This window comes from Mesorhizobium sp. RCAM 05099 (assembly GCF_059683685.1).
Map to the genome: position 1 here is coordinate 3848884 of NZ_CM185035.1, position 20322 is coordinate 3869205.

General features: G+C 62.4%; 20 protein-coding genes. 3 read left to right on the forward strand and 17 right to left on the reverse strand.

Translation table 11 applies throughout. The features are described 5' to 3' along the window. Positions 1-16 precede the first annotated feature (16 nt). From ntrX to dusB, 5 genes are all read right to left on the reverse strand, one after another. Positions 17-1378, reverse strand: coding sequence for a nitrogen assimilation response regulator NtrX (gene ntrX / locus AC56QQ_RS18860; RefSeq protein WP_091586409.1), 1362 nt, complete (start codon positions 1376-1378; stop codon positions 17-19). Next, positions 1368-3656, reverse strand: a complete 2289-nt coding sequence (locus tag AC56QQ_RS18865) for a sensor histidine kinase NtrY-like (RefSeq protein WP_497122987.1) — start codon at positions 3654-3656, stop codon at positions 1368-1370. The genes ntrX and AC56QQ_RS18865 overlap by 11 nt, the downstream gene beginning before the upstream one ends. Positions 3657-3789: 133 nt before the next feature. Continuing rightward, entirely contained in the window at positions 3790-5250 is a 1461-nt protein-coding gene (ntrC, locus tag AC56QQ_RS18870) for a nitrogen regulation protein NR(I) (RefSeq protein ID WP_091586407.1), read from the reverse strand. Next, complete coding sequence (locus AC56QQ_RS18875; protein WP_256754564.1) at positions 5247-6389, reverse strand: two-component system sensor histidine kinase NtrB; 1143 nt, start codon at positions 6387-6389, stop codon at positions 5247-5249. Before AC56QQ_RS18875 ends, ntrC begins: the two co-directional genes overlap by 4 nt. Further along, positions 6386-7414: a tRNA dihydrouridine synthase DusB gene (dusB, locus tag AC56QQ_RS18880; protein ID WP_497122988.1), complete on the reverse strand. Its 1029-nt coding sequence runs from the start codon at positions 7412-7414 to the stop codon at positions 6386-6388. Before dusB ends, AC56QQ_RS18875 begins: the two co-directional genes overlap by 4 nt. A gap of 140 nt (positions 7415-7554) precedes the next feature. Between dusB and AC56QQ_RS18885 the strand changes: the two genes are divergently transcribed. Both AC56QQ_RS18885 and AC56QQ_RS18890 read left to right on the forward strand, forming a co-directional pair. Further along, the gene (locus AC56QQ_RS18885; RefSeq protein ID WP_497122989.1) at positions 7555-8784 is read left to right on the forward strand and encodes a bifunctional 2-C-methyl-D-erythritol 4-phosphate cytidylyltransferase/2-C-methyl-D-erythritol 2,4-cyclodiphosphate synthase; all 1230 of its coding nucleotides are present in this window, start codon (positions 7555-7557) and stop codon (positions 8782-8784) included. Next, positions 8781-9290 (forward strand): CinA family protein, encoded by a 510-nt coding sequence (locus AC56QQ_RS18890; RefSeq protein WP_497122990.1) that lies wholly within the window; start codon positions 8781-8783, stop codon positions 9288-9290. The genes AC56QQ_RS18885 and AC56QQ_RS18890 overlap by 4 nt, the downstream gene beginning before the upstream one ends. Here AC56QQ_RS18890 and AC56QQ_RS18895 read toward each other — a convergent pair. From AC56QQ_RS18895 to eno, 11 genes are all read right to left on the reverse strand, one after another. Beyond that, positions 9266-9724: a type II toxin-antitoxin system RatA family toxin gene (locus tag AC56QQ_RS18895; protein ID WP_497122991.1), complete on the reverse strand. Its 459-nt coding sequence runs from the start codon at positions 9722-9724 to the stop codon at positions 9266-9268. The genes AC56QQ_RS18890 and AC56QQ_RS18895 overlap by 25 nt on opposite strands. Positions 9725-9736: 12 nt before the next feature. Continuing rightward, on the reverse strand, positions 9737-10702 hold the full coding sequence (lipA, locus tag AC56QQ_RS18900) for a lipoyl synthase (RefSeq protein WP_091586394.1): 966 nt from the start codon (positions 10700-10702) through the stop codon (positions 9737-9739). Positions 10703-10838: 136 nt separating this feature from the next. Continuing rightward, positions 10839-11096: a GlsB/YeaQ/YmgE family stress response membrane protein gene (locus AC56QQ_RS18905; protein WP_019858028.1), complete on the reverse strand. Its 258-nt coding sequence runs from the start codon at positions 11094-11096 to the stop codon at positions 10839-10841. 102 nt (positions 11097-11198) lie between these two features. Continuing rightward, entirely contained in the window at positions 11199-12644 is a 1446-nt protein-coding gene (gene lpdA / locus AC56QQ_RS18910; RefSeq protein WP_489861272.1) for a dihydrolipoyl dehydrogenase, read from the reverse strand. 12 nt (positions 12645-12656) lie between these two features. Continuing rightward, positions 12657-13292 (reverse strand): SGNH/GDSL hydrolase family protein, encoded by a 636-nt coding sequence (locus AC56QQ_RS18915; RefSeq protein WP_497122992.1) that lies wholly within the window; start codon positions 13290-13292, stop codon positions 12657-12659. 4 nt (positions 13293-13296) lie between these two features. Beyond that, entirely contained in the window at positions 13297-13710 is a 414-nt protein-coding gene (locus AC56QQ_RS18920; RefSeq protein WP_497122993.1) for a hypothetical protein, read from the reverse strand. 15 nt (positions 13711-13725) lie between these two features. Beyond that, on the reverse strand, positions 13726-15099 hold the full coding sequence (locus AC56QQ_RS18925; RefSeq protein ID WP_497122994.1) for a pyruvate dehydrogenase complex dihydrolipoamide acetyltransferase: 1374 nt from the start codon (positions 15097-15099) through the stop codon (positions 13726-13728). A gap of 18 nt (positions 15100-15117) precedes the next feature. Beyond that, positions 15118-16518 (reverse strand): pyruvate dehydrogenase complex E1 component subunit beta, encoded by a 1401-nt coding sequence (locus AC56QQ_RS18930; protein ID WP_497122995.1) that lies wholly within the window; start codon positions 16516-16518, stop codon positions 15118-15120. Between the two features lie 15 nt (positions 16519-16533). Beyond that, positions 16534-17571, reverse strand: coding sequence for a pyruvate dehydrogenase (acetyl-transferring) E1 component subunit alpha (gene pdhA, locus AC56QQ_RS18935; RefSeq protein WP_497122996.1), 1038 nt, complete (start codon positions 17569-17571; stop codon positions 16534-16536). 194 nt (positions 17572-17765) lie between these two features. Continuing rightward, a complete protein-coding gene (locus AC56QQ_RS18940) occupies positions 17766-18089 on the reverse strand; it encodes an FtsB family cell division protein (RefSeq protein WP_497122997.1) in 324 nt (107 codons plus the stop codon). Positions 18090-18254: 165 nt separating this feature from the next. Further along, a complete protein-coding gene (gene eno / locus AC56QQ_RS18945) occupies positions 18255-19529 on the reverse strand; it encodes a phosphopyruvate hydratase (RefSeq protein WP_497122998.1) in 1275 nt (424 codons plus the stop codon). A gap of 208 nt (positions 19530-19737) precedes the next feature. Here eno and AC56QQ_RS18950 point away from each other — a divergent pair, with 208 nt between their 5' ends. After that, positions 19738-19863, forward strand: coding sequence for a hypothetical protein (locus tag AC56QQ_RS18950; RefSeq protein ID WP_497122999.1), 126 nt, complete (start codon positions 19738-19740; stop codon positions 19861-19863). 58 nt (positions 19864-19921) lie between these two features. Here the strand turns inward: AC56QQ_RS18950 and AC56QQ_RS18955 are convergent, their stop codons facing one another. After that, complete coding sequence (locus tag AC56QQ_RS18955) at positions 19922-20275, reverse strand: PRC-barrel domain-containing protein (RefSeq protein ID WP_497123001.1); 354 nt, start codon at positions 20273-20275, stop codon at positions 19922-19924. Between the last annotated feature and the right edge of the window lie 47 nt (positions 20276-20322).

Genomic DNA, 20322 nt, shown 5'->3' on the forward strand with positions numbered 1-20322 from the left:
CCGACTGGACGCAGCGTCAGACGCCCAGCGACTTCAGCTTGCGATGCAGGGCGGAGCGCTCCATGCCGATGAACTCGGCGGTTTTCGAGATGTTGCCGCCAAACCGGTTGATCTGGGCGATCAGATAGTCCTTCTCGAACTGCTCACGCGCCTCGCGCAGCGGAAGCGCCATGATGTGCTGGTCGGATTGATTCGGCGTGCGCGGCATGACATCGCCGATCTCGGACGGCAACAGGTCCGCGGTGATCGGCGCATCGACATCATCGCCGCGCGCCAGGATCATCAGACGCTCGACATTGTTGCGCAGCTGGCGGACGTTGCCCGGCCAGTTGTGCGCCTGCAGCACGGCCAGCGCGTCGTCGCCGATGCGACGCGGCTTGATGCCGGCCTGGCGGGCGATCTGCTTCATGAAATTGTCGACGAGATAGGGAATATCCTCGCGCCGCTCGGCCAATCCCGGCACCATGACCGGAACCACCGCCAGGCGGTGATAGAGATCCTCGCGGAAACGCCCGTCGGCAATCATCGCCTCCAGGTTCTGCGAGGTCGAGGAAATGATGCGGACATCGACCTTGACCCGCTTGGTGCCCCCTACCCGCTCGAACTGCTGCTCGACCAGAACGCGCAGGATCTTGTTCTGCGTCTCACGCGGCATGTCGGCCACCTCGTCGATGTAGAGAATGCCGCGATGGGCCTCCTCGAGCGCGCCGACCTTGCGCTCGACGCCGTTCGATTCGGTGCCGAACAGCTCGATCTCCATGCGTTCGGGCGTGATGTTGGCGGCGCTCAGCGTCACGAACGGCCCGCCCTTGCGCGCCGACAGCGTGTGGATGGCGCGCGCGGCCAGTTCCTTGCCCGAGCCAGAGGGGCCGATGATCATCACGCGGCTGTTGGTCGGCGCGACGCGCTCGATGGTCTGGCGCAACTGGCTCATCGCCGACGACATGCCGATCAGATCGAAGGTTTCGCCGCTACGCAGCTTGAGGTCGGAAACCTCGCGCTTCAGTTTCGAGGTTTCGAGCGCCCGCTCGGCGATCAGGATCAGCCGGTCGGCCTTGAACGGCTTCTCGATGAAATCATAGGCGCCACGGCGGATGGCGGAGACCGCCGTTTCGATGTTGCCATGACCCGAAATCATCACCACCGGCAGGCTTGGGTGCATCGTCTTGATCTCGTCGAGCAGCGCCAGCCCGTCCAGGCGCGAGCCCTGCAGCCAGATGTCGAGGAAAATCAGCCGCGGTGCCCGGTCGGCGATCGCCGCCAGCGCGCTGTCGGCATCGAAGGCCGTGCGGGTTTCGTGACCCTCGTCGCTCAGGATGCCCGCGACGAGTTCACGGATGTCTTCCTCGTCATCGACGATGAGAATATCAGACGCCATTACCGACCTTTTCAGTTTCTCTTTCGTTTTCCGTCCTGCTTTCGCCGCGCTGCGGCGTAACTGCGGCGGCCGGGGGCAGGATGATGCTGATCATCGCGCCCCGCCCATTGTGGAAATCCGCGGGCGCGTCATGAAGTTCCAGCCTGCCACCATGGTCCTCCACTATCTTCTTGACGATAGCGAGACCGAGCCCGGTGCCCTTCTCGCGTGTTGTCATATAGGGCTCGAGCAGCCGTTGACGATTCTCGCGTGGCAGGCCCTTGCCATTGTCGATGACGTCGATGCAAATCGCGCCATTCTGGCGCCCGGCTTGAATCCGGATTATGCCGTGCGAACCGTCCTTCTGTTCCACTCCATCGATGGCTTCGGCGGCGTTCTTGATCACATTGCCGAAAGCCTGCGCCATCAGGCGGCTGTCGAACGTGCCCTTGAGCGGCTCGTTGCCGAACACGCGTTCGAAAGCAATGTCAGCGCGGCTGACTTCGACCAGGAACGAAGCCTCGCGCAACGATTCGCGCAGGTCGATGGCCTTCATCTCGGGCTTTGGCATGCGCGCGAAAGCCGAGAATTCGTCGACCATGCGGCCGATATCCTCCACCTGCCGGATGATTGTGTCGGTGCACTGATCGAAAATCTCGCGATCCTCGGTGATGACCTTTCCGAAGCGTCGCTTGATGCGCTCAGCTGAAAGCTGGATCGGCGTCAGCGGATTCTTGATTTCATGCGCGATGCGCCGCGCCACGTCTGCCCAAGCGGAGGAGCGCTGGGCCTGAACCAGATCCGTGATGTCGTCGACCGTCACGACATAGGATTTTTCCTCCGTGCCGTCGTCGCCGGCCTCGATGGTGATCTGCACGTTGAAGGTCCGCTCGGCGCCGGCGCGATAGAAGGTCACCTGTTCCCGGTAGACAGGCTTGCCGGACTTGCGGCCGATCTCGAAGACGCGGCCGACATGCGGCAACACGGCGGACAGGTTCTGTCCAAGCGCGGCGCTGGCGGACAATGCCAGCATCGCCTCGGCCGAGCGGTTGACGATGGTGACGATGCCGTAGGGATCGACACCGATGACGCCGGCGGTGACGCCGGCAAGCACGGCCTCCGAGAAGCGGCGCCGCTCATCGATCAGGTCCTTGGCGGACAGGATCTCATTGCGCTGTGATTTCAGTTCCAGAAGCATCTTGTTGAAGGTGTCGCCGAGCGAGGCGACATCGCCATCCGAAGGCCTGACGGGAACCGCAACGTCGAGATTGCCGGTCGCGACCTCATCGGCGGCGCCTATCAGCTGACGAATGGGCCGCACCAGACGGTCGGCGACGGCGATGCCGGTCCAGATGGCCGACAGGATGATGATCAGCGTCAGCGACAGATAGGGCAGCGCGAAGGCCACCTGCGAGGTGCGCCTGTTATCTTCGAGACCGCGATACTCGTCGGTATTGGATCTGACGATCTGCCGCGCCTTGATCACTTCGGGGTCGACTAGGCGAATGGTGTAGAGATAGAGCCCCTCGATCTCGCGCAGCTTGACGATGGCACCCATGATGTTGCGTGTTTTCGGCTCGATCAGCACCGGCTTGCCGTCAGCGGCGCTGGCCACGGCGCCTTCCGGCGGCTCAGGCATGGCGAAATCCGTGTCGGTCTTGGCGCTCATGACAAAGGAACCGTCCGGCTTGATCAGCGCGGCATGAGCCAGCGACCGGCCCACGGCTTCCTTGTTCATCAGATCGAGAAAGCCAGTGCGATCAAGGCCGTAGAGCGTACGCGACGCATCGAGATCATAGGCCATCGACAGCGTCGTGCCCTGGAGGTTACGGGCATTTTCCTGGACATAGGCGTCGGCGATCGACAGCGACGAATTGACGATCGTCTTGGTGCGGATCTCGAACCAGCGGTCGAGGCCGATATCGAGCGTGATCGAGGCGATGATCGCCACCATGATGGCGGGAATTGCGGCGACCAGCGCAAACATGGCGACGATGCGCACATGCAGCCGCGAAGCGGCCTTGCCGTGTCGGCGCGCCATCAGAATGCGATGGACCTCGCGTCCGACGAGCGCGATGAGGAAGAGGACGAAAGCGGCATTGAGGGCAATCAGCGCCAGCGTCGTCGACTCGTTCGGCGTGATCGGCGTGGCGCCAACGAGGATGGTGAACGAGATCGCCGCCGTGACCAGCGCGCCCGCGACCGCGACGATGCCAGGCAGCGCAAGCAGCCGGCGCCCGTCGCGCGCGCCGGGTTCGCTGAAAAGCGGTTCGTTGAGAGTCGGAGCCTGCGGAGCCATGTCGCTGTCTAGAGCCAGTGATTTGCGTCGGATGTATGCAACGCATTGTGGCGATTATGCAACAAGTGTGGCCGCGACGGAAATCTTTCGCAGTCCGTCCCCCGAAAAGAACCTGGGCTCGGATCCGGGCTGCTCAGGACTGCCGCGATGATTTGTAGACGTTGACGCCGAGTTCGCGAATCTTCTTGCGCAGCGTGTTGCGGTTGAGCCCCAGCAGTTCGGCGGCCTTGATCTGGTTGCCGCGGGTTGCCGTCATCGAAGCCAGAACCAGCGGATATTCGACCTCGGACAGAATGCGCTGATAGAGGCCCGCAGGCGGCAATTCGCCGGCAAACGATGCGAAATAGCGTTGCAGGAAGTGCTCGACCGCCTGGCCAATGGACAGGTCGTCGGGAATGAGGTTGCCGCCGCCCGGCACCACGGGGCGTTCGCCGGTCTTGAGCTCCGCCTCGATGATCTCGGCGGAAATCTCGTCCTGCGAATAGAGCGCGGCCAGCCTTCGAACGAGGTTTTCCAGCTCGCGCACATTGCCTGGCCACGGATAGCGTTTCATCAATTCGATGCCGCCGGAAGAGATGCGCTTGGTCTGCAGACCCTCCATCTCGCCCAGCTTGAAGAAGTGTCGGACGAGATCGGGCACGTCCTCGGAGCGCTCGCGCAGCGCCGGCAGCCTGAGCGGCACGACGTTGAGGCGATAGAAAAGATCCTCGCGGAAAAGCCCCTGATTGATCAGCGTGCGCAGATCCTTGTTGGTGGCGGCGACGATGCGCACGTCGGTCTTGATCGGCGTGCGTCCGCCGACCGTCGTGTACTCGCCCTGCTGCAGGACGCGCAGCAGGCGTGTCTGCGCCTCCATCGGCATGTCGCCGATCTCGTCGAGGAACAATGTGCCCCCCTCGGCCTGTTCGAAACGACCGGTGGAACGGTTCTGCGCGCCGGTGAAAGCGCCCTTCTCGTGGCCGAACAATTCCGATTCAATCAGGTCGCGCGGGATCGCCGCCATGTTGATGGCAACGAACGGCCCGCCACGACGGCGGCCATATTCATGCAGCGCGCGCGCCACCAGTTCCTTGCCGGTGCCGGATTCGCCCGAAATCATCACCGTCAGGTCGGTCTGCATCATGCGCGCCAGCATGCGGTAGATGTCTTGCATGGCGGCCGAGCGGCCGACCAACGGCATCGCGTCAGGCTGTTCTTCCGGCCGCGCATCGATCTTCGGCCGCCGCGGCTCGGAAAGCGCCCGGTTGACGATGTTGAGGAGCTCTGTCAGGTCGAACGGCTTGGGCAGATATTCGTAAGCGCCGGTTTCGGACGCGCGAATCGCCGTCATGAAGGTGTTCTGGGCGCTCATGACGATGACCGGCAGCTCCGGCCGCGCCTTCTTGATGCGTGGCAGCATGTCGAAAGCGTTCTCGTCTGGCATCACCACGTCGGTGATGACCAGATCGCCCTCGCCCGCCGCCACCCAGCGCCACAATGTCGAGGCGTTGGAGGTGACACGCACCTCATGGCCGACTCGCGACAGGGCCTGGTTGAGGACCGTGCGGATCGCCGCATCGTCGTCGGCGACGAGAATATTGCCGCGAACCGTCATTTGCGGTCTCCTTCACCGTCTTCATCGGCACCGAATGGTGTTTCCTTCCAGGCCGGCATCAGGATGCGGAAGGTGGTTCCGCGCGGTGTCGATTCGCATTCGATGATGCCGCCATGCTCGCCAACGATCTTGGCGACCAGCGCAAGCCCCAACCCAGAGCCATTCGGCTTGGTGGTGATGAAGGGATCGAAGAGGATCGGCAAGATATCTTCCGAAACGCCGGAGCCATTGTCGCGCACGCAGAATTCCAGCGGCAGCGATACGCGGTCCTGCGTGCCCGGAACGGAAACGCGGATGCCCGGCCGGAAGGCGGTGGACAGGACGATTTCGCCCTGCGGGTCGCTGCCGATCGCCTCTGCGGCGTTCTTGACCAGGTTGAGGAACACCTGGATGAGCTGATCGCGGTTGGCAAACACGGGAGGCAATGATGGATCATAATCCTCCAGGATCTTGATCCTTTTAGCAAAACCGTTCTTGGCAATTGCCTTCACATGGTCGAGCACGACATGGATGTTGACGGGATAGCGATCGATCGGCCGCTCGTCGGAAAACACCTCCATGCGGTCGACCAGCGACACGATGCGATCCGTCTCATCAGTGATCAACCGGGTCAGCGCGCGATCCTCGTCGGACGCAGACAGTTCGAGCAACTGGGCGGCGCCTCGGATGCCGGAGAGCGGGTTCTTGATCTCGTGGGCAAGCATCGCCGCCAGGCCGGTCACCGATCGCGCGGCGCCGCGATGCGTCATCTGCCGGTCGATCTTGTCGGCCATCGACCGCTCCTGGAACATCACCACGACGGAGCCCGGAAATTCCGGCACGGGCGCGACGTAGAGATCGACGACCTTTTCTATGCCAAGCCGCGGCGACGACACGTCGACCCGATACTCGTTGACCGGAGCCCGACGCTCGCGCACCTGATCGACCAGCGTCAGAAGCGGGCTGCCAAACGGAATGAGTTTGGACAGCGTGTTGCGGGCGAGCATCGTCGCGCTCGAGCGAAAGAAGTCCTCCGCATCGGCGTTGGCGAACGTGATGAACCCTTCCTCGCTGATCATGATCACCGGGCGACGGATGGTGTTGAGCACGATCTGGGCGGCATCCGCCATTTCAGCGCCCTGGCCAGCGGCGGCGTTCATGCGGCGCTCCGCAGGTTCAATGGTTGCGGATTGCGCGAAAACACATCACGCAGCAAGGCAATGACGCGGGCGGGCTCGAACGCGGTCAGTATCGCCTTCCGGCTGTCGTCAGCGACAGCGCCGGCATGGCGATCGAGATACCAGCCGAGATGCTTGCGCGCCTGGCGCAGGCCGCTTTCGACGCCGTAGAGCGTCAGCATATCCTCGTAATGGGAGATGACATAGGCGGCCAGCGACGTCGGGTCTTGCGGGAGGTTGGTCGCCGCCTCGCCCGTCGCGGCGGCCGCGATGCTGCCCGCGACCCAGGGTGCGCCGTAGTGAGCGCGGCCGACCATCACCGCGTCGGCGCCGGACTGATCGAGGATTGCAGCCGCTTGCGCCGGGGAGCAGACATCGCCATTGGCAACGACGGGGATGGACACGGCTTCCTTGACGCGCGCTATGGCGCGCCAGTCGGCCTTACCCTGATAGAACTGGCAGCGCGTGCGACCGTGTACGGTCACCATCTTGACACCTGCCTGTTCGGCGCGGCGCGCCAGCATTGGCGCGTTGAGCGCGCCTTCGTCCCAGCCCAACCGCATCTTGACCGTCACCGGCACCTCGACCGCACCGACAACGGCTTCAATCAGTGACAATGCATGGTCGAGATCCAGCATCAGCGCCGAGCCGGCATAGCCGCCCGTCACCTTCTTGGCTGGGCAGCCCATGTTGATGTCGATGATGTCGGCGCCCTCGCCGGCGGCGATTCGCGCGCCCTCGGCCATGTGCGACGCCTCGCGGCCGGCAAGCTGCACCATATGGACAGGCAGGCCGGAATGACGGATGCGCAGGTCGCAACCGGCGCGGCCTTTGGCGAGCTCGCCGCTCGCCACCATTTCGGACACGACAAGGCCCGCGCCATGCCCATGGGCGCGCTGCCGGAACGGCTCATCGGTAATCCCCGACATCGGAGCGAGGAACACGCGATTGCGGATTCTCACGCTGCCGACGTCGAGAGGCGCGGCCAATTTGGTCAAGTTAACCATGCACAAAAACCAAGCATGTTCATTCGTTGCACATTCTCTAGCCAGAACCGCTGCAATGTGCAACGCGGAATGACGCCACATTAAGGCGCAATTGGGAAAATGCTGGCCTTCGGCTTTGGCCGCGACTAGGACCAAACGGCATGACTGACGCAAGTGAAAATCACGCTTTGGGCGCGGGTGATAAGGTCGCGGTGGTGATCGTCGCGGCTGGCCGTGGCGCGCGCGCCGGCCAGGCCAATGGACCTAAGCAATATCAAGGCATTGGCGGTCAAGCCGTAATCGCTCATACGCTGGAGACGTTCCTGGCGCACCCGCGAACCGGCGTGGTCGTTGTCGCCATTCATGCCGACGACCACGACTTGTTCCAGCAAGCGGCGGGCGTCAACGCTGAGCGGGTCAGCGTCGTCATTGGCGGGGCGACAAGGCAGGCATCGGTCCGGCTCGGGCTGCTTGCGCTGAGAAGCCACGCGCCAATGCGGGTTTTGATCCACGATGCCGTCCGTCCGTTCGTCGACGCGGACCTCATAGAGCGCACGATCGCAGCCATCGGCGAGCGCGAAGGAGCGCTGCCCGCCCTGCCCGTCGCCGATACGCTGAAACGCGAGTCGGCCACCGGCGTGGTTGGAGAAACCGTTTCCCGCAGCGGGCTTCACGCCGCGCAGACGCCACAAGGTTTTCCGTTCTGGCCAATCCTTGCCGCCCACGAGAAAGCTCATCAGCTGGGGAAAGCCGACTTCACCGACGACGCCGCGATCGCCGAATGGGCGCATATTCCGGTAAAGATCGTCCCGGGCTCGCCGGACAATGTAAAACTCACCTGGGCACGGGACATAGCCATGGCGCACCACCGACTTTCGAGCGAGCGGGCACGCTTTCCTGACATCCGGACCGGCAATGGCTACGATGTCCACGCCTTCGAACCGGGCGACCACGTCACCCTGTGCGGCGTCGCCATTCCGCACGGCAAGAAACTGTCCGGCCATTCGGACGCCGATGTCGGGCTGCACGCCTTGACCGACGCGCTGCTGGCGACCTGCGGCGCTGGCGATATCGGCACGCATTTCCCGCCGTCCGATCCGCAGTGGAAAGGGGCTGCGTCGCGGATATTCGTCGAACACGCGGCGAAACTGGTGCGTGCGCGCGGTGGCCGTATCTCCAATGCCGACATCACGCTGATCTGCGAGGCGCCGCGCGTCGGCCCACATCGCGAAGCGATGACGGCCGCCTTGTCGCAGATGCTGGGAATTTCGGCGGACCGCATCTCGGTCAAGGCGACAACCAACGAGAAGCTCGGCTTTGTCGGCCGTGAGGAAGGCATAGCGGCGATCGCCACCGCCAGCGTGGTTTTCCCCGGCGAGGTGCCGGAGTGAGCAACAACGATCTGGCAAATGCCCTGCTGCAGGCCTGCCAGAAGCGCGGCATCATGCTGGCGACGGCGGAAAGCTGCACGGGCGGCATGATCATCGCCGCCCTGACCGATATCGCCGGCTCTTCCGCCGTGGTCGATCGCGGCTTCATCACCTATTCGAACGAAGCCAAGATGGACATGCTCGGCGTTTCCGCCGCCACGCTCCACACGCATGGCGCGGTTTCCCGCGAGACGGCGATTGAAATGGCAAAGGGCGCGCTAGACCGTTCGCACGCCGGGTTGACCCTGGCGGTCACCGGCATCGCCGGTCCCGGCGGCGGTTCGGCGGAAAAGCCGGTCGGCCTGGTCTGGTTCGGACTTGCCGTGGCAGGCCGATCGGTTGTGGCCGAGCGCCAGCTTTTCGCAGACAAGGGCCGCGATTTCATTCGCCGCGAAACGGTCAGGCACGCGCTGGAACTCGGCTTGCGCGCGCTTGGCCAGCATCAACCCGACGGCGCAACGCCATAAATCACGTCGGCACGCTTCTCGAAGGCCTCGGCGAACATTCGGAAGGCGCGATCGAACATGGTTCCCATCACCGCGCCCAGAATGCGGCTCTTGAACTCGTAATCGATGAAGAAGCGGACCGCGCAGCCGCCGCCGTCTGGTTCGAAACGCCACACATTGCTCAGATATTTGAACGGGCCGTCGATGTACTTCACGTCGATGGTGTTCTCGTCCGGTTTCAGCAGCACCTGCGTCGTGAAGGTTTCGCGGATCGCCTTGTAGCCGATGCTCATGTCAGCGAGGAGAACGGTGCGTCCGTCGCGCTCCTTGCGCGAGCGAACCGTCAGCGCTTCGCAAAGCGGCAGGAATTGCGGATAGGCCTCGACATCGGCAACCAGTGCAAACATCTGCCGAGGCGTGTGGGAAACACGGCGGGTGGCTTCAAATTTCGGCATGAAACCAGCGAGTTAAGCTGATTTCTTGAGCAGCGCTTCGCGCGCCGCGCGCAGCCGGGCGAAATCGTCGCCGGCGTGATGCGATGAGCGCGTCAACGGGCTTGACGCGACCAGCAGGAAGCCCTTGGTCCGGCCGATCGTTTCGAAGGACTTGAATTCCTCCGGGGTGACGAAGCGGATCACCGGATGATGCTTCTTCGACGGCTGCAAATACTGACCGATGGTCATGAAGTCGACATTGGCCGAACGCAAATCGTCCATGAGCTGCAGGATTTCGTTCCGCTCTTCGCCCAGCCCCACCATGATACCGGACTTGGTGAAGATCGACGGATCGATTTCCTTGACCCGCTGCAGCAGCCTGATCGAGTGGAAGTAGCGGGCGCCCGGCCGAACGGTCAGATAGTTCGACGGCACGGTCTCGAGATTGTGGTTGAAGACGTCGGGCTTGGCCGCCACGACGATCTCCAGCGCGCCTTCCTTGCGCAAGAAGTCTGGCGTCAGGATTTCGATGGTCGTCGATGGCGTCGCCGCCCTGATGGCGCGAATGACTTCGGCGAAATGCTGGGCGCCACCATCGGCGAGATCGTCGCGGTCGACCGACGTGATGACGACATGGGTCAGGCCCATCTGCTTGACCGCATGGGCAACGCGGGCCGGTTCATCGGGGTCGAGCGCGGTCGGGATGCCGGTGGCGACGTTGCAGAACGCGCAGGCGCGCGTGCAGATCTCGCCCATGATCATGAAGGTGGCGTGCTTCTTTTCCCAGCACTCGCCGATGTTCGGGCAACCGGCCTCCTCGCAGACAGTCACAAGCTTGTTCGATTTCACGATCTCGCGCGTCTCGGCATAGCCTTTCGAGACCGGCGCCTTGACGCGGATCCAGTCGGGCTTGCGCAGCACCTCCTGGTCAGGCTTGTGCGCCTTCTCGGGATGCCGCAGCCGCGGCGCATTGGCGATCGTGTCGAGGACAGTGACCATCAGAACCCTGGCTTTTCTCGCGACCGCCCGCCGGCGATCGTCACTTCAATGTCATCTAGGACTTTTCAGCACAAAGAAAAAGGCTGCAGCGGCGCATGCCGCTACAACCGTTTTCGCATAGCCGGACCGATATCGATTAGCGGCGCACCAGGCGACCGACCCAGATCAGCAGGCAGGCGCCGATGAAACCGGTGATCAGATAGGCGGTCCAGCCGACACCGAATGGGCCGAAATTGAGAGCCTGCAGGATGGCGTTCAACACGACCGCGCCAACGATGCCCATGATAATGTTCATGAAGATGCCAGTGTTGCTCTTCATGACCATTTCGGCGAACCAGCCTGCCAGGCCGCCGATGATGATGGCTGCGATCCAGCCGACGCCGTTCAGATGCATATGCCCTCTCCTTCTTCGATGGATGAAAACGCGTCCGCAAACGAACACCCTTGCCGTCGAGATCCCGCAGCTTGCGTGTTTGAGTCCCGTTCGACAAATCTATCATGCGTTCAGCGCGCGGCCATAGGCGTCGAGCACGCTTTCCTTCATCATCTCCGACAGCGTCGGATGCGGGAAGATGGTGTGCATCAGCTCCTCCTCGGTCGTTTCGAGGTTCATCGCCACGACAAAGCCCTGGATCAGTTCTGTCACTTCGGCGCCAACCATGTGCGCGCCGAGCAACTGACCGGTCTTCTTGTCGAAGATGGTCTTGATGAAACCCTGGTCCTCGCCGAGCGCGATGGCCTTGCCATTGGCGGCGAACTGGAAGCGCCCGACCCGGATGTCCTTGCCCTCGGCCTTGGCCTTGGCTTCGGTCAGGCCAACGGAGGCGACCTGCGGGTTGCAGTAGGTGCAGCCGGGAATCTTGAGCTTGTCGATGGCATGCACGCCGGGGAAGTTGGCGATCTTTTCCACGCACACCACGCCCTCGTGCTCGGCCTTGTGGGCAAGCATCGGCGGACCCGCGACGTCGCCGATAGCGTAGATGCCGGGCACATTGGTCTTGCCATAACCGTCGACGACTACGCAGCCGCGGTCGGTCTTCACGCCAAGCGCTTCAAGGCCGAGATTCTCGATGTTGCCCTGCACGCCGACGGCCGAGATCATGCGGTCGGCGGTGATCTTCTCGACCTTGCCGTCCTTCATCTCGACATGCGCGGTGACAGAATTCGCGCCCTTCTCGACCTTGGTCACCTTGGCTTCGAGGATAATCTTCATGCCTTGCTTCTCGAACTGCTTCTGGGCGAACTTCGAGACTTCGGCGTCCTCGACTGGCATCACTGCCGGCAGCAACTCGACGACCGTCACCTCGGCGCCCATGGTGCGGTAGAAGGAGGCGAATTCGATGCCGATGGCGCCCGATCCCATCACCAGCAGCGACTTCGGCATCTCCTTCGGCACCATGGCTTCGAAATAGGTCCAGATCAGCTTGCCGTCAGGTTCGATGCCGGGCAGCGCGCGCGGCCGGGCACCGGTCGCCAGGATAATGTGCTTGGCGGTGTAGGTGCCCTCGCCCTTGACGCCTTTCGGCACCGGAGGCTGCGGCTCCATCGGCTTCTTGGCAGTGTTGGACACGACGATCTCGCCGGGCTTGGAAAGCTTGGCTTCGCCCCAGATGACATCGACCTTGTTTTTCTTCATCAGGAAGGCAACGCCGCCGTTGAGCCGCAGCGAGACCTTGCGCGAGCGGTCGACCACGGCCGATGTGTCAACGCTGACCTTGCCGTCGAGCTTCAGCCCGTAATCCTTCAGATGATCGGAATAGTGCATGATCTCGGCCGAGCGCAGCAGCGCCTTGGTCGGGATGCAGCCCCAGTTGAGGCAGATGCCGCCGAGATGCTCGCGCTCGACGATCGCCGTCTTGAAGCCAAGCTGGGCGGAACGCACCGCCGTGACGTAGCCGCCGGGGCCCGAGCCGATGATGATGACGTCGTAGTTCTCAGCCACGGTCTTTCTCCTTTACAGTTCCAGCATGACGCGCACGACCGATGTCAGCGCCTTGCCGATGTTTCGCGTGTTTTCGGCATCGAGGTGGACGCCATCGAGAGGGGTGGTTTGCGCCACCGTGCCGGCATCGAAGAAGCCGCAGCCGGCTTCGTCGGCGAGCGCCGCATATTGGGGCGCAAGCTGTTGCGACGCCGCGTCGCCGCCGGCAAACATTTCCTTGAAGTCGGCATTTTCGGTGCGGCTGACGACAGGCGGCGAAACGATGAGTATCTGCGGCGCCGGCCAGTCGAACGGATAGTCGTGGCCACGCACGATGTCGATCAGCCGTTGGATGCCTTGCTTGGCCGCGACCGGATTGCCGTGGATCCACGGCTTCATGTCGTTGGCGCCGAGCATGATGACGATCAGGTCGAGCGGCGCGTGTGTCGTCAGCACCGTTGGCAGCACCCTTGCGCCGTTGCGATCGGCTCCGGCCAGGTGATCGTCAAAGGCGGTGGTGCGCCCATTGAGGCCGTCAGCGATGACCTGGACGTCGCCGCCGACGCCAGCCTGCAGCACACTCGGCCAGCGGTCCTGCAGCGCATGACGGCCACCTTCGGCGTTGTAACCCCAGGTCAGCGAATCGCCGTAGCAAAGAACCGTCTTCATCCGCTCAACTTGCCTTCCCAACAATCATGTCACGCTTCACCCGCCAGCGGACGAACACCCATTGCACCAGTATGGTCACCAGCCCCGGCAGGCCAAGGCCAAGCACCATGGGAATATCGCCCTTCACCGCCGTCGTGCTGCTGTCGGTGTAGAGGATCAGGGCGGTCAGCAAGACAAGAAGCGCCACAAAGACGATGAGCAACCACATCCCCGTTTTCCCGACCGCAGCCAGCGGATCGGCCGTGAACTGCGCCACGAACAAGATAGAGGTCGCCACGATCGTCACCAGCACCGATGCCATGAAGACGAGAATGTATTCTTCCTGAGCGTTGGTGATGACGGCCAGTTCTTGCGCCACCAGCCCGCCGGCGAATCCGGAAATGATGAAAGCGAGAAGGCTGGTGAAGAATTTCCGCACCGCCTTCTCCCCTTCCTACACCAGCATGCCCATCGGGTTCTCGATCAGCCGCTTGAAGGCGACCAGCAGTTCGGCGCCGAGCGCACCGTCGACGGCACGATGATCGGTCGACAGCGTCACCGACATCACGGTGGCAATCTTGATCTCGCCGTTCTTGACCACCGCCCGCTCCTCGCCGGCGCCAACGGCCAGGATGGTCGCGTGCGGCGGATTGATGACGGCGGCGAAGTCCCTGATGCCGAACATGCCGAGGTTCGACACCGCCGTGGTGCCGCCCTGATACTCTTCCGGCTTCAGCTTGCGGCTGCGGGCGCGGCTGGCCAGATCCTTCATCTCGTTGGAGATGGTGGATAGCGTCTTTTCGTCCGCATGCCGAATGATCGGGGTGATCAGGCCGCCGGGGATCGACACCGCAACGCCGACATCGGCATGCTTGTGCTTGACCATGGCGCTTTCGGTCCACGAGGCATTGGCATCCGGCACCGCCTTCAGCGCCATCGCCATCGCCTTGATGACCATGTCGTTGACCGACAGCTTGTAGGCCGGCACATCGCCCTTTTCGGTCTTCTTCACCGGCGCCGCCGCATTGATCTGCGTGCGCAGTGCCAGCAGCGCATCGAGTTCGCAGTCGAGCGTCAGGTAGAAATGCGGGATGGTGGTCTTGGCCTCGACCAGGCGCCGCGCGATGGTCTTGCGCATATTGTCATGCGGAACGAGTTCGTAGGAGCCTTCCTCGAACAGTTTCAGCACCTGATCGTCCGACATCGCCTTTACTGGCGCGGCAGGAGCAGCGGCCGGCGCTCCCGCGGGCGCAGCCTTCGCGGCAGGCTTGGCACCGCCGCCGGCAATCGCCGCGTCGACATCGGCCTTCACCACACGGCCATGCGGGCCGGTGCCGGTGACGGCGGACACATCGACGCCGGCTTCCTTGGCGATACGACGCGCGAGCGGTGAAGCGAAGGTACGGTCGCCACCCGCGTGGCCATTGGCAGCCGGAGCCGCCTCTGCCTTGGGCGCGGCGGGGGAAGGTTCAGCCTTTGGTGCCTCAGTCTTCGGTGCCTCAGTCTTCGGTGCTTCAGCCTTGGGAGCCTCGGCCTTCGCTGGCGCAGCTCCGCCACCGCTTTTCGCGGCGGCGCCGGCGTCCTCACCCTCGGCGGCGAGCACGGCGATCAGCGCATTGACCTTGACGCCTTCGGTACCGGCGGGAACGACGAGCTTTGCAACCGTGCCCTCATCGACAGCCTCGACCTCCATCGTCGCCTTGTCGGTCTCGATCTCGGCGATGACATCGCCCGGCGAAACCTTGTCACCTTCCTTGACCAGCCACTTTGACAGATTGCCTTCTTCCATGGTGGGCGACAGGGCCGGCATGGTGATGTTGATTGGCATTTTGTCCTCCCGCCCGGTTCAGCGATACGTGACGGCTTTGACCGCCTCGATGACCTCGCCAACGTTCGGCAAGGCCAGTTTCTCGAGGTTGGCCGCATAAGGCATCGGCACGTCCTTGCCGGCAATGGTGATGACCGGAGCATCGAGGAAATCGAAGGCGCGCTGCGAGACCTGGTTGGCGATATGGTCGCCGACCGAGCTTTGCGGGAAGCCTTCTTCCACCACCACCAGCCGGTTGGTCTTCTTGACCGAGGCGATGATGGTGTCGAGGTCGAGTGGGCGGATGGTCCTTAGATCGATGATCTCGGCATCGATGCCCAGGCCGCGCAGTTCCGCCTCCGCCTTGACCGCATAGGTCATGCCAATGCCGAAGGAGACGATGGTGACGTCCTTGCCGGTCTTGTGAATGCGCGCCTTGCCGATCGGCAGCACGAAATCATCCAGCTTCGGCACGTCGAAGGACTGGCCGTAGAGGATCTCGTTCTCGAGGAAGATGATCGGGTTCGGATCGCGGATCGCTGCCTTGAGCAAGCCCTTGGCGTCGGCCGCGGTGTAGGGCATCACAACCTTGAGGCCCGGAATGTGGCTGTACCAGGCGGCATAGCACTGCGAATGCTGGGCGGCGACGCGGGCGGCGGCGCCGTTCGGTCCACGGAACACGATCGGCGCGCCCATCTGGCCACCGGACATATAGAGCGTCTTGGCGGCCGAGTTGATGATCTGATCGATCGCCTGCATGGCGAAATTGAAGGTCATGAACTCGACGATTGGCTTCAGGCCGGCCATCGCCGCACCGACGCCAACACCGGCAAAGCCATGCTCGGTGATCGGCGTGTCGACAACGCGCCGCGGCCCGAATTCCTGCAGCAGGCCCTGCGTGATCTTGTAGGCGCCCTGGTATTCAGCGACCTCCTCGCCCATGACGAAGACATCGCCGTCGCGGCGCATTTCCTCGGCCATCGCGTCGCGCAGAGCTTCGCGCACCGTGGTCGAGACCATTTCGGTGCCGGCCGGAATGTCCGGATCGGCGGCGATTTCGGTTTTCGGGGCGGCGGCGACAGGTGCCGCGGCCGGCTTTGTGGCTTCCGCTTTGTCCTCGGCGGCCGGAGCTTCTGCCTTCGCCGGCGCTTCCGCCTTGGCGGGGGCCGCGGACTTGCCGACATCGGCAGCGCTTTCGCCGTCCTGCAGCAAGACGGCAATTGGCGTGTTGACCTTGACGCCTTCGGTGCCGGCAGCGATCAGGATCTTGCCCAGCGTGCCTTCGTCAACGGCTTCGACTTCCATCGTCGCCTTGTCGGTTTCGATCTCGGCGATGACGTCGCCGGCGACGACCTTGTCGCCCTCGTTCTTCAACCATTTGGAAAGATTGCCCTCTTCCATGGTCGGCGAAAGGGCGGGCATGAGAATTTCGATCGGCATGTCCTTGCCCTCCCGTTACAGTACGATATCGGTCCAGAGCTCGGACGGATCCGGCTCCGCGTCGTTCTGGGCAAATTCGGCGGCATCCGCGACGATGTCACGAACCTCCTTGTCGATGGCTTTCAATTCGTCCTCGGTCGCCCACTTCTTCTCGATCAGCCGCGCCTTGACCTGCTCGATCGGGTCATGCTCGGAGCGCATCTTCTGCACTTCTTCCTTGGAGCGGTATTTTGCCGGGTCGGACATCGAATGGCCGCGATAGCGATAGGTCTGCATTTCGAGGATCAGCGGCCCGTTGCCGGCGCGGCACCATTCGGCGGCGAGATCGCCGGCGGCCTTCACCGCACGCACGTCCATGCCGTCAACCTGGATGCCGGGAATCTTGAACGAGGCACCACGATGCGAAAAGTCGGTCTCCGCCGACGAGCGCGAGACCGAGGTGCCCATGGCATAACGGTTGTTCTCGATGATGTAGATGACCGGCAGCTTCCACAGCGAGGCCATGTTGAAGCTTTCATAGACCTGGCCCTGGTTGGCAGCACCGTCACCGAAATAGGTCAGCGAGACATTGTTGTTGTCGCGATAGCGGTTGGCAAAGGCGAGCCCGGTACCGAGCGACACCTGAGCGCCGACGATGCCATGGCCGCCGTAGAAGTGCTTTTCCTTGGAGAACATGTGCATGGAGCCGCCCTTGCCCCTGGACAGACCACCGCGGCGGCCGGTCAGTTCGGCCATGACGCCGCGCGGTGAAAGCTCCATGGCCAGCATGTGGCCGTGGTCGCGATAGGCGGTGATCATCTGGTCGCCCTCGATCAGCGCCATCTTCATGCCGGTGACGACTGCCTCCTGGCCGATATAGAGGTGGCAGAAACCGCCGATGAAGCCCATGCCGTAAAGCTGGCCGGCCTTTTCCTCGAAGCGACGAATGAGCAGCATGTGCCGATAGGCGGCAAGCTCTTCATCCCTGGTGAATTCAGCAGGCTTGGGGGCGGAAAGCCCTGATTTGCCGTCGGATCTGGATTTGGCAGGCGCTTTTCTGGCTGCGGTGGCCATGCATCACTCCCTGTTGGCGTCTCTTTGCGGACATTAGAGCAGGATGAAATCTGCTCTGGGGAGATCAGCTCCTCCCCACCGATTTATGGAAGGCTAACACGCGTAAGAGCGTTACGCCATGCCGAATTTGCATAGCTGGCATGCACCTAAGCGATTAAAAACATTGAAAATATTGGCGATTAACCTGATATCGGTTATTTCGCTGAGACCGGCAACATGATGGTTATTTCGTCAGCCTGGGACAGATTAAGCGCCCTGCGCGCCTGCTCGTCGAGCATGTCCCTCTCGAGCGTACCTTCATGCATGAGCCGAACGCGCCGTTCAAGTTCCATCCGGCGCGCCTTGATCGCATCGAGCTGACCTTGCAGCGCAACCGTCTGGGCTTCCAGCTGATATTTCGAGTTGATGCTGAATTCACCATGATAGGCATGGAAGCCGAAATAGGCGAGGAACGCCACGCAAAGCGAGGGGATGATCAGCCGGCCGGTGTTTCTCTGCTTGTGCTGACGCGTCCACATCGCTCGAATCCTCGCGGCCGCAAACTCAGGCGACCCAGGATCTTTTTCGCCTGATTGTGCTTAACGGACGGTTACGGATGGCCGGCCTGGCGGCGCCGAAATGAAAAAGGGGCGGGAATGTTCCCGCCCCTTCATGCGATATCCGAGAATCCGAATGTTTTCCGATCAACCCTTCAGCATCGACTTGCCGGCATAGAGTGCCTGCTTGCCGAGTTCTTCCTCTATGCGGATCAGCTGATTGTACTTGGCCATGCGGTCCGAGCGCGACAGCGAACCGGTCTTGATCTGTCCGCAATTGGTGGCGACGGCGAGATCGGCGATGGTCGAATCCTCGGTTTCGCCCGAGCGGTGCGACATGACGGCGGTGTAGCCGGCCTTGTGCGCGGTCTCAACCGCGTCGAGCGTTTCCGTCAGCGAGCCGATCTGGTTGACCTTGACCAGGATCGAGTTGGCGACGCCCATGCGGATGCCGTCGCGCAGTCGCGCCGTGTTGGTGACGAACAGATCGTCGCCGACCAACTGGGTCTTCTTGCCGATCAGGTCGGTTAGATATTTCCAGCCTTCCCAGTCATCCTCGGCCAGACCGTCCTCGATCGTGATGATTGGGTAGTCGGCGGCAAGCTTGGCCAGGTACTTGGCCTGGGCTTTCGGGTCGCGCGTCTTCTTCTCGCCCTCATAGACGTAGTTGCCGTCCTTGAAGAACTCGGTCGCTGCGCAATCGAGGCCGAGCGCGACCTCTTCGCCCGGCTTGAAGCCGGCCTGCTCGATCGATTCCATGATGAAGTCCAGCGCGATCGGCGCGCTCTTCAGATTGGGGGCAAAGCCGCCCTCGTCGCCGACATTGGTGTTGTGGCCGGCGTCCTTCAGCTTCTTCTTCAGCGTGTGGAAGATTTCCGATCCCCAGCGAACGCCTTCGCGCAGCGTCGGCGCGCCGATCGGCAGGATCATGAATTCCTGGAAATCAATCGGGTTGTCGGCATGCGCGCCGCCATTGATGATGTTCATCATCGGCACCGGCAGGACATGCGCCTTGGTGCCGCCGACATAGCGGTAGAGCGGCAGGCCGGCGGCATCGGCGGCCGCCTTGGCCACCGCCAGCGAGACGCCGAGGATGGCGTTGGCGCCAAGCCGGCTCTTGTTGGGCGTGCCGTCGAGCTCGATCATGGTCTGGTCGATGTGGATCTGGTTTTCGGCTTCCATGCCGCCTATCGCTTCGAACAGCTCGCCATTGACCGCCTCGATGGCCTTGAGCACGCCCTTGCCGAGATAGCGGGCGCCGCCGTCGCGCAGTTCGACAGCCTCGTGGGCACCGGTCGAGGCGCCCGACGGCACCGCGGCGCGGCCCATCGAGCCGTCTTCGAGAACGACATCGACCTCGACGGTCGGATTTCCACGGCTGTCCAGGATTTCACGCCCGACAATGTCGATGATGGCGGTCATAGCGATGTCCCCGATTGATCGATTGAAAGCGTCGCGCACGTCTTAGCCAAAGTGCCGCAAAAGGCAATCGGCCTGCTTGCAATTATTGCCGTGGGGTCAGACCCGGCGATTCACGAAGCGCAAATCCCTGTCATCATAAGTCATGCCATCGGGCACGGATTTCGGGTATGGCTGTTGTCGCGCGGGGCGAAACATGAGGAGTTTCGCCATGTCTGAGTTGAGCGGTATCGTGAGTCTGTTCCTGATCGCGGCTGCGTTTCTGACGTCGTGCGACAACCAACAGTCGCCACCCAAAGCCTTGGCGCCGCTGCCGGCCTTGCACATCAGAGAGTAGGCCGCGACCTGAATCAAAAAAGGCCCCGCCGAGACGGGGCCTTTTTTGATTGCAGCCGTCAATGCCAGTAGGGCGTGACCTTGTAGTAGTCGTAAGATGCGTCACGCGCCGTCTCGCCATCCGCGCCGGCCAACTCGTTAATCGAATAAGCAGGCGCCGCTTTCAGCTGCTCCTTGGAGAACGGCACCATGTACTCATCATAGTCGAGACTTGCCCACGGGATGGCGTGATACTTCTCGCCGATGCCGAGAAAGCCGCCAAAGCCAATTACCGCGAACATGATGCCGTTCGACGTCTTGTCCAGCATGATATCCTCGATGCTACCAATGCTTGTGCCTTCGGTATTGTAGACGGACGTGCCGATGACGCGCGAAGCAGCAATGGCTTCGGTATGGCCTGTCTGCGTTGTCATGGTGTGCTCCTCGTTGTCGTTGATCTAGACTTTGACAATGAGGGGCG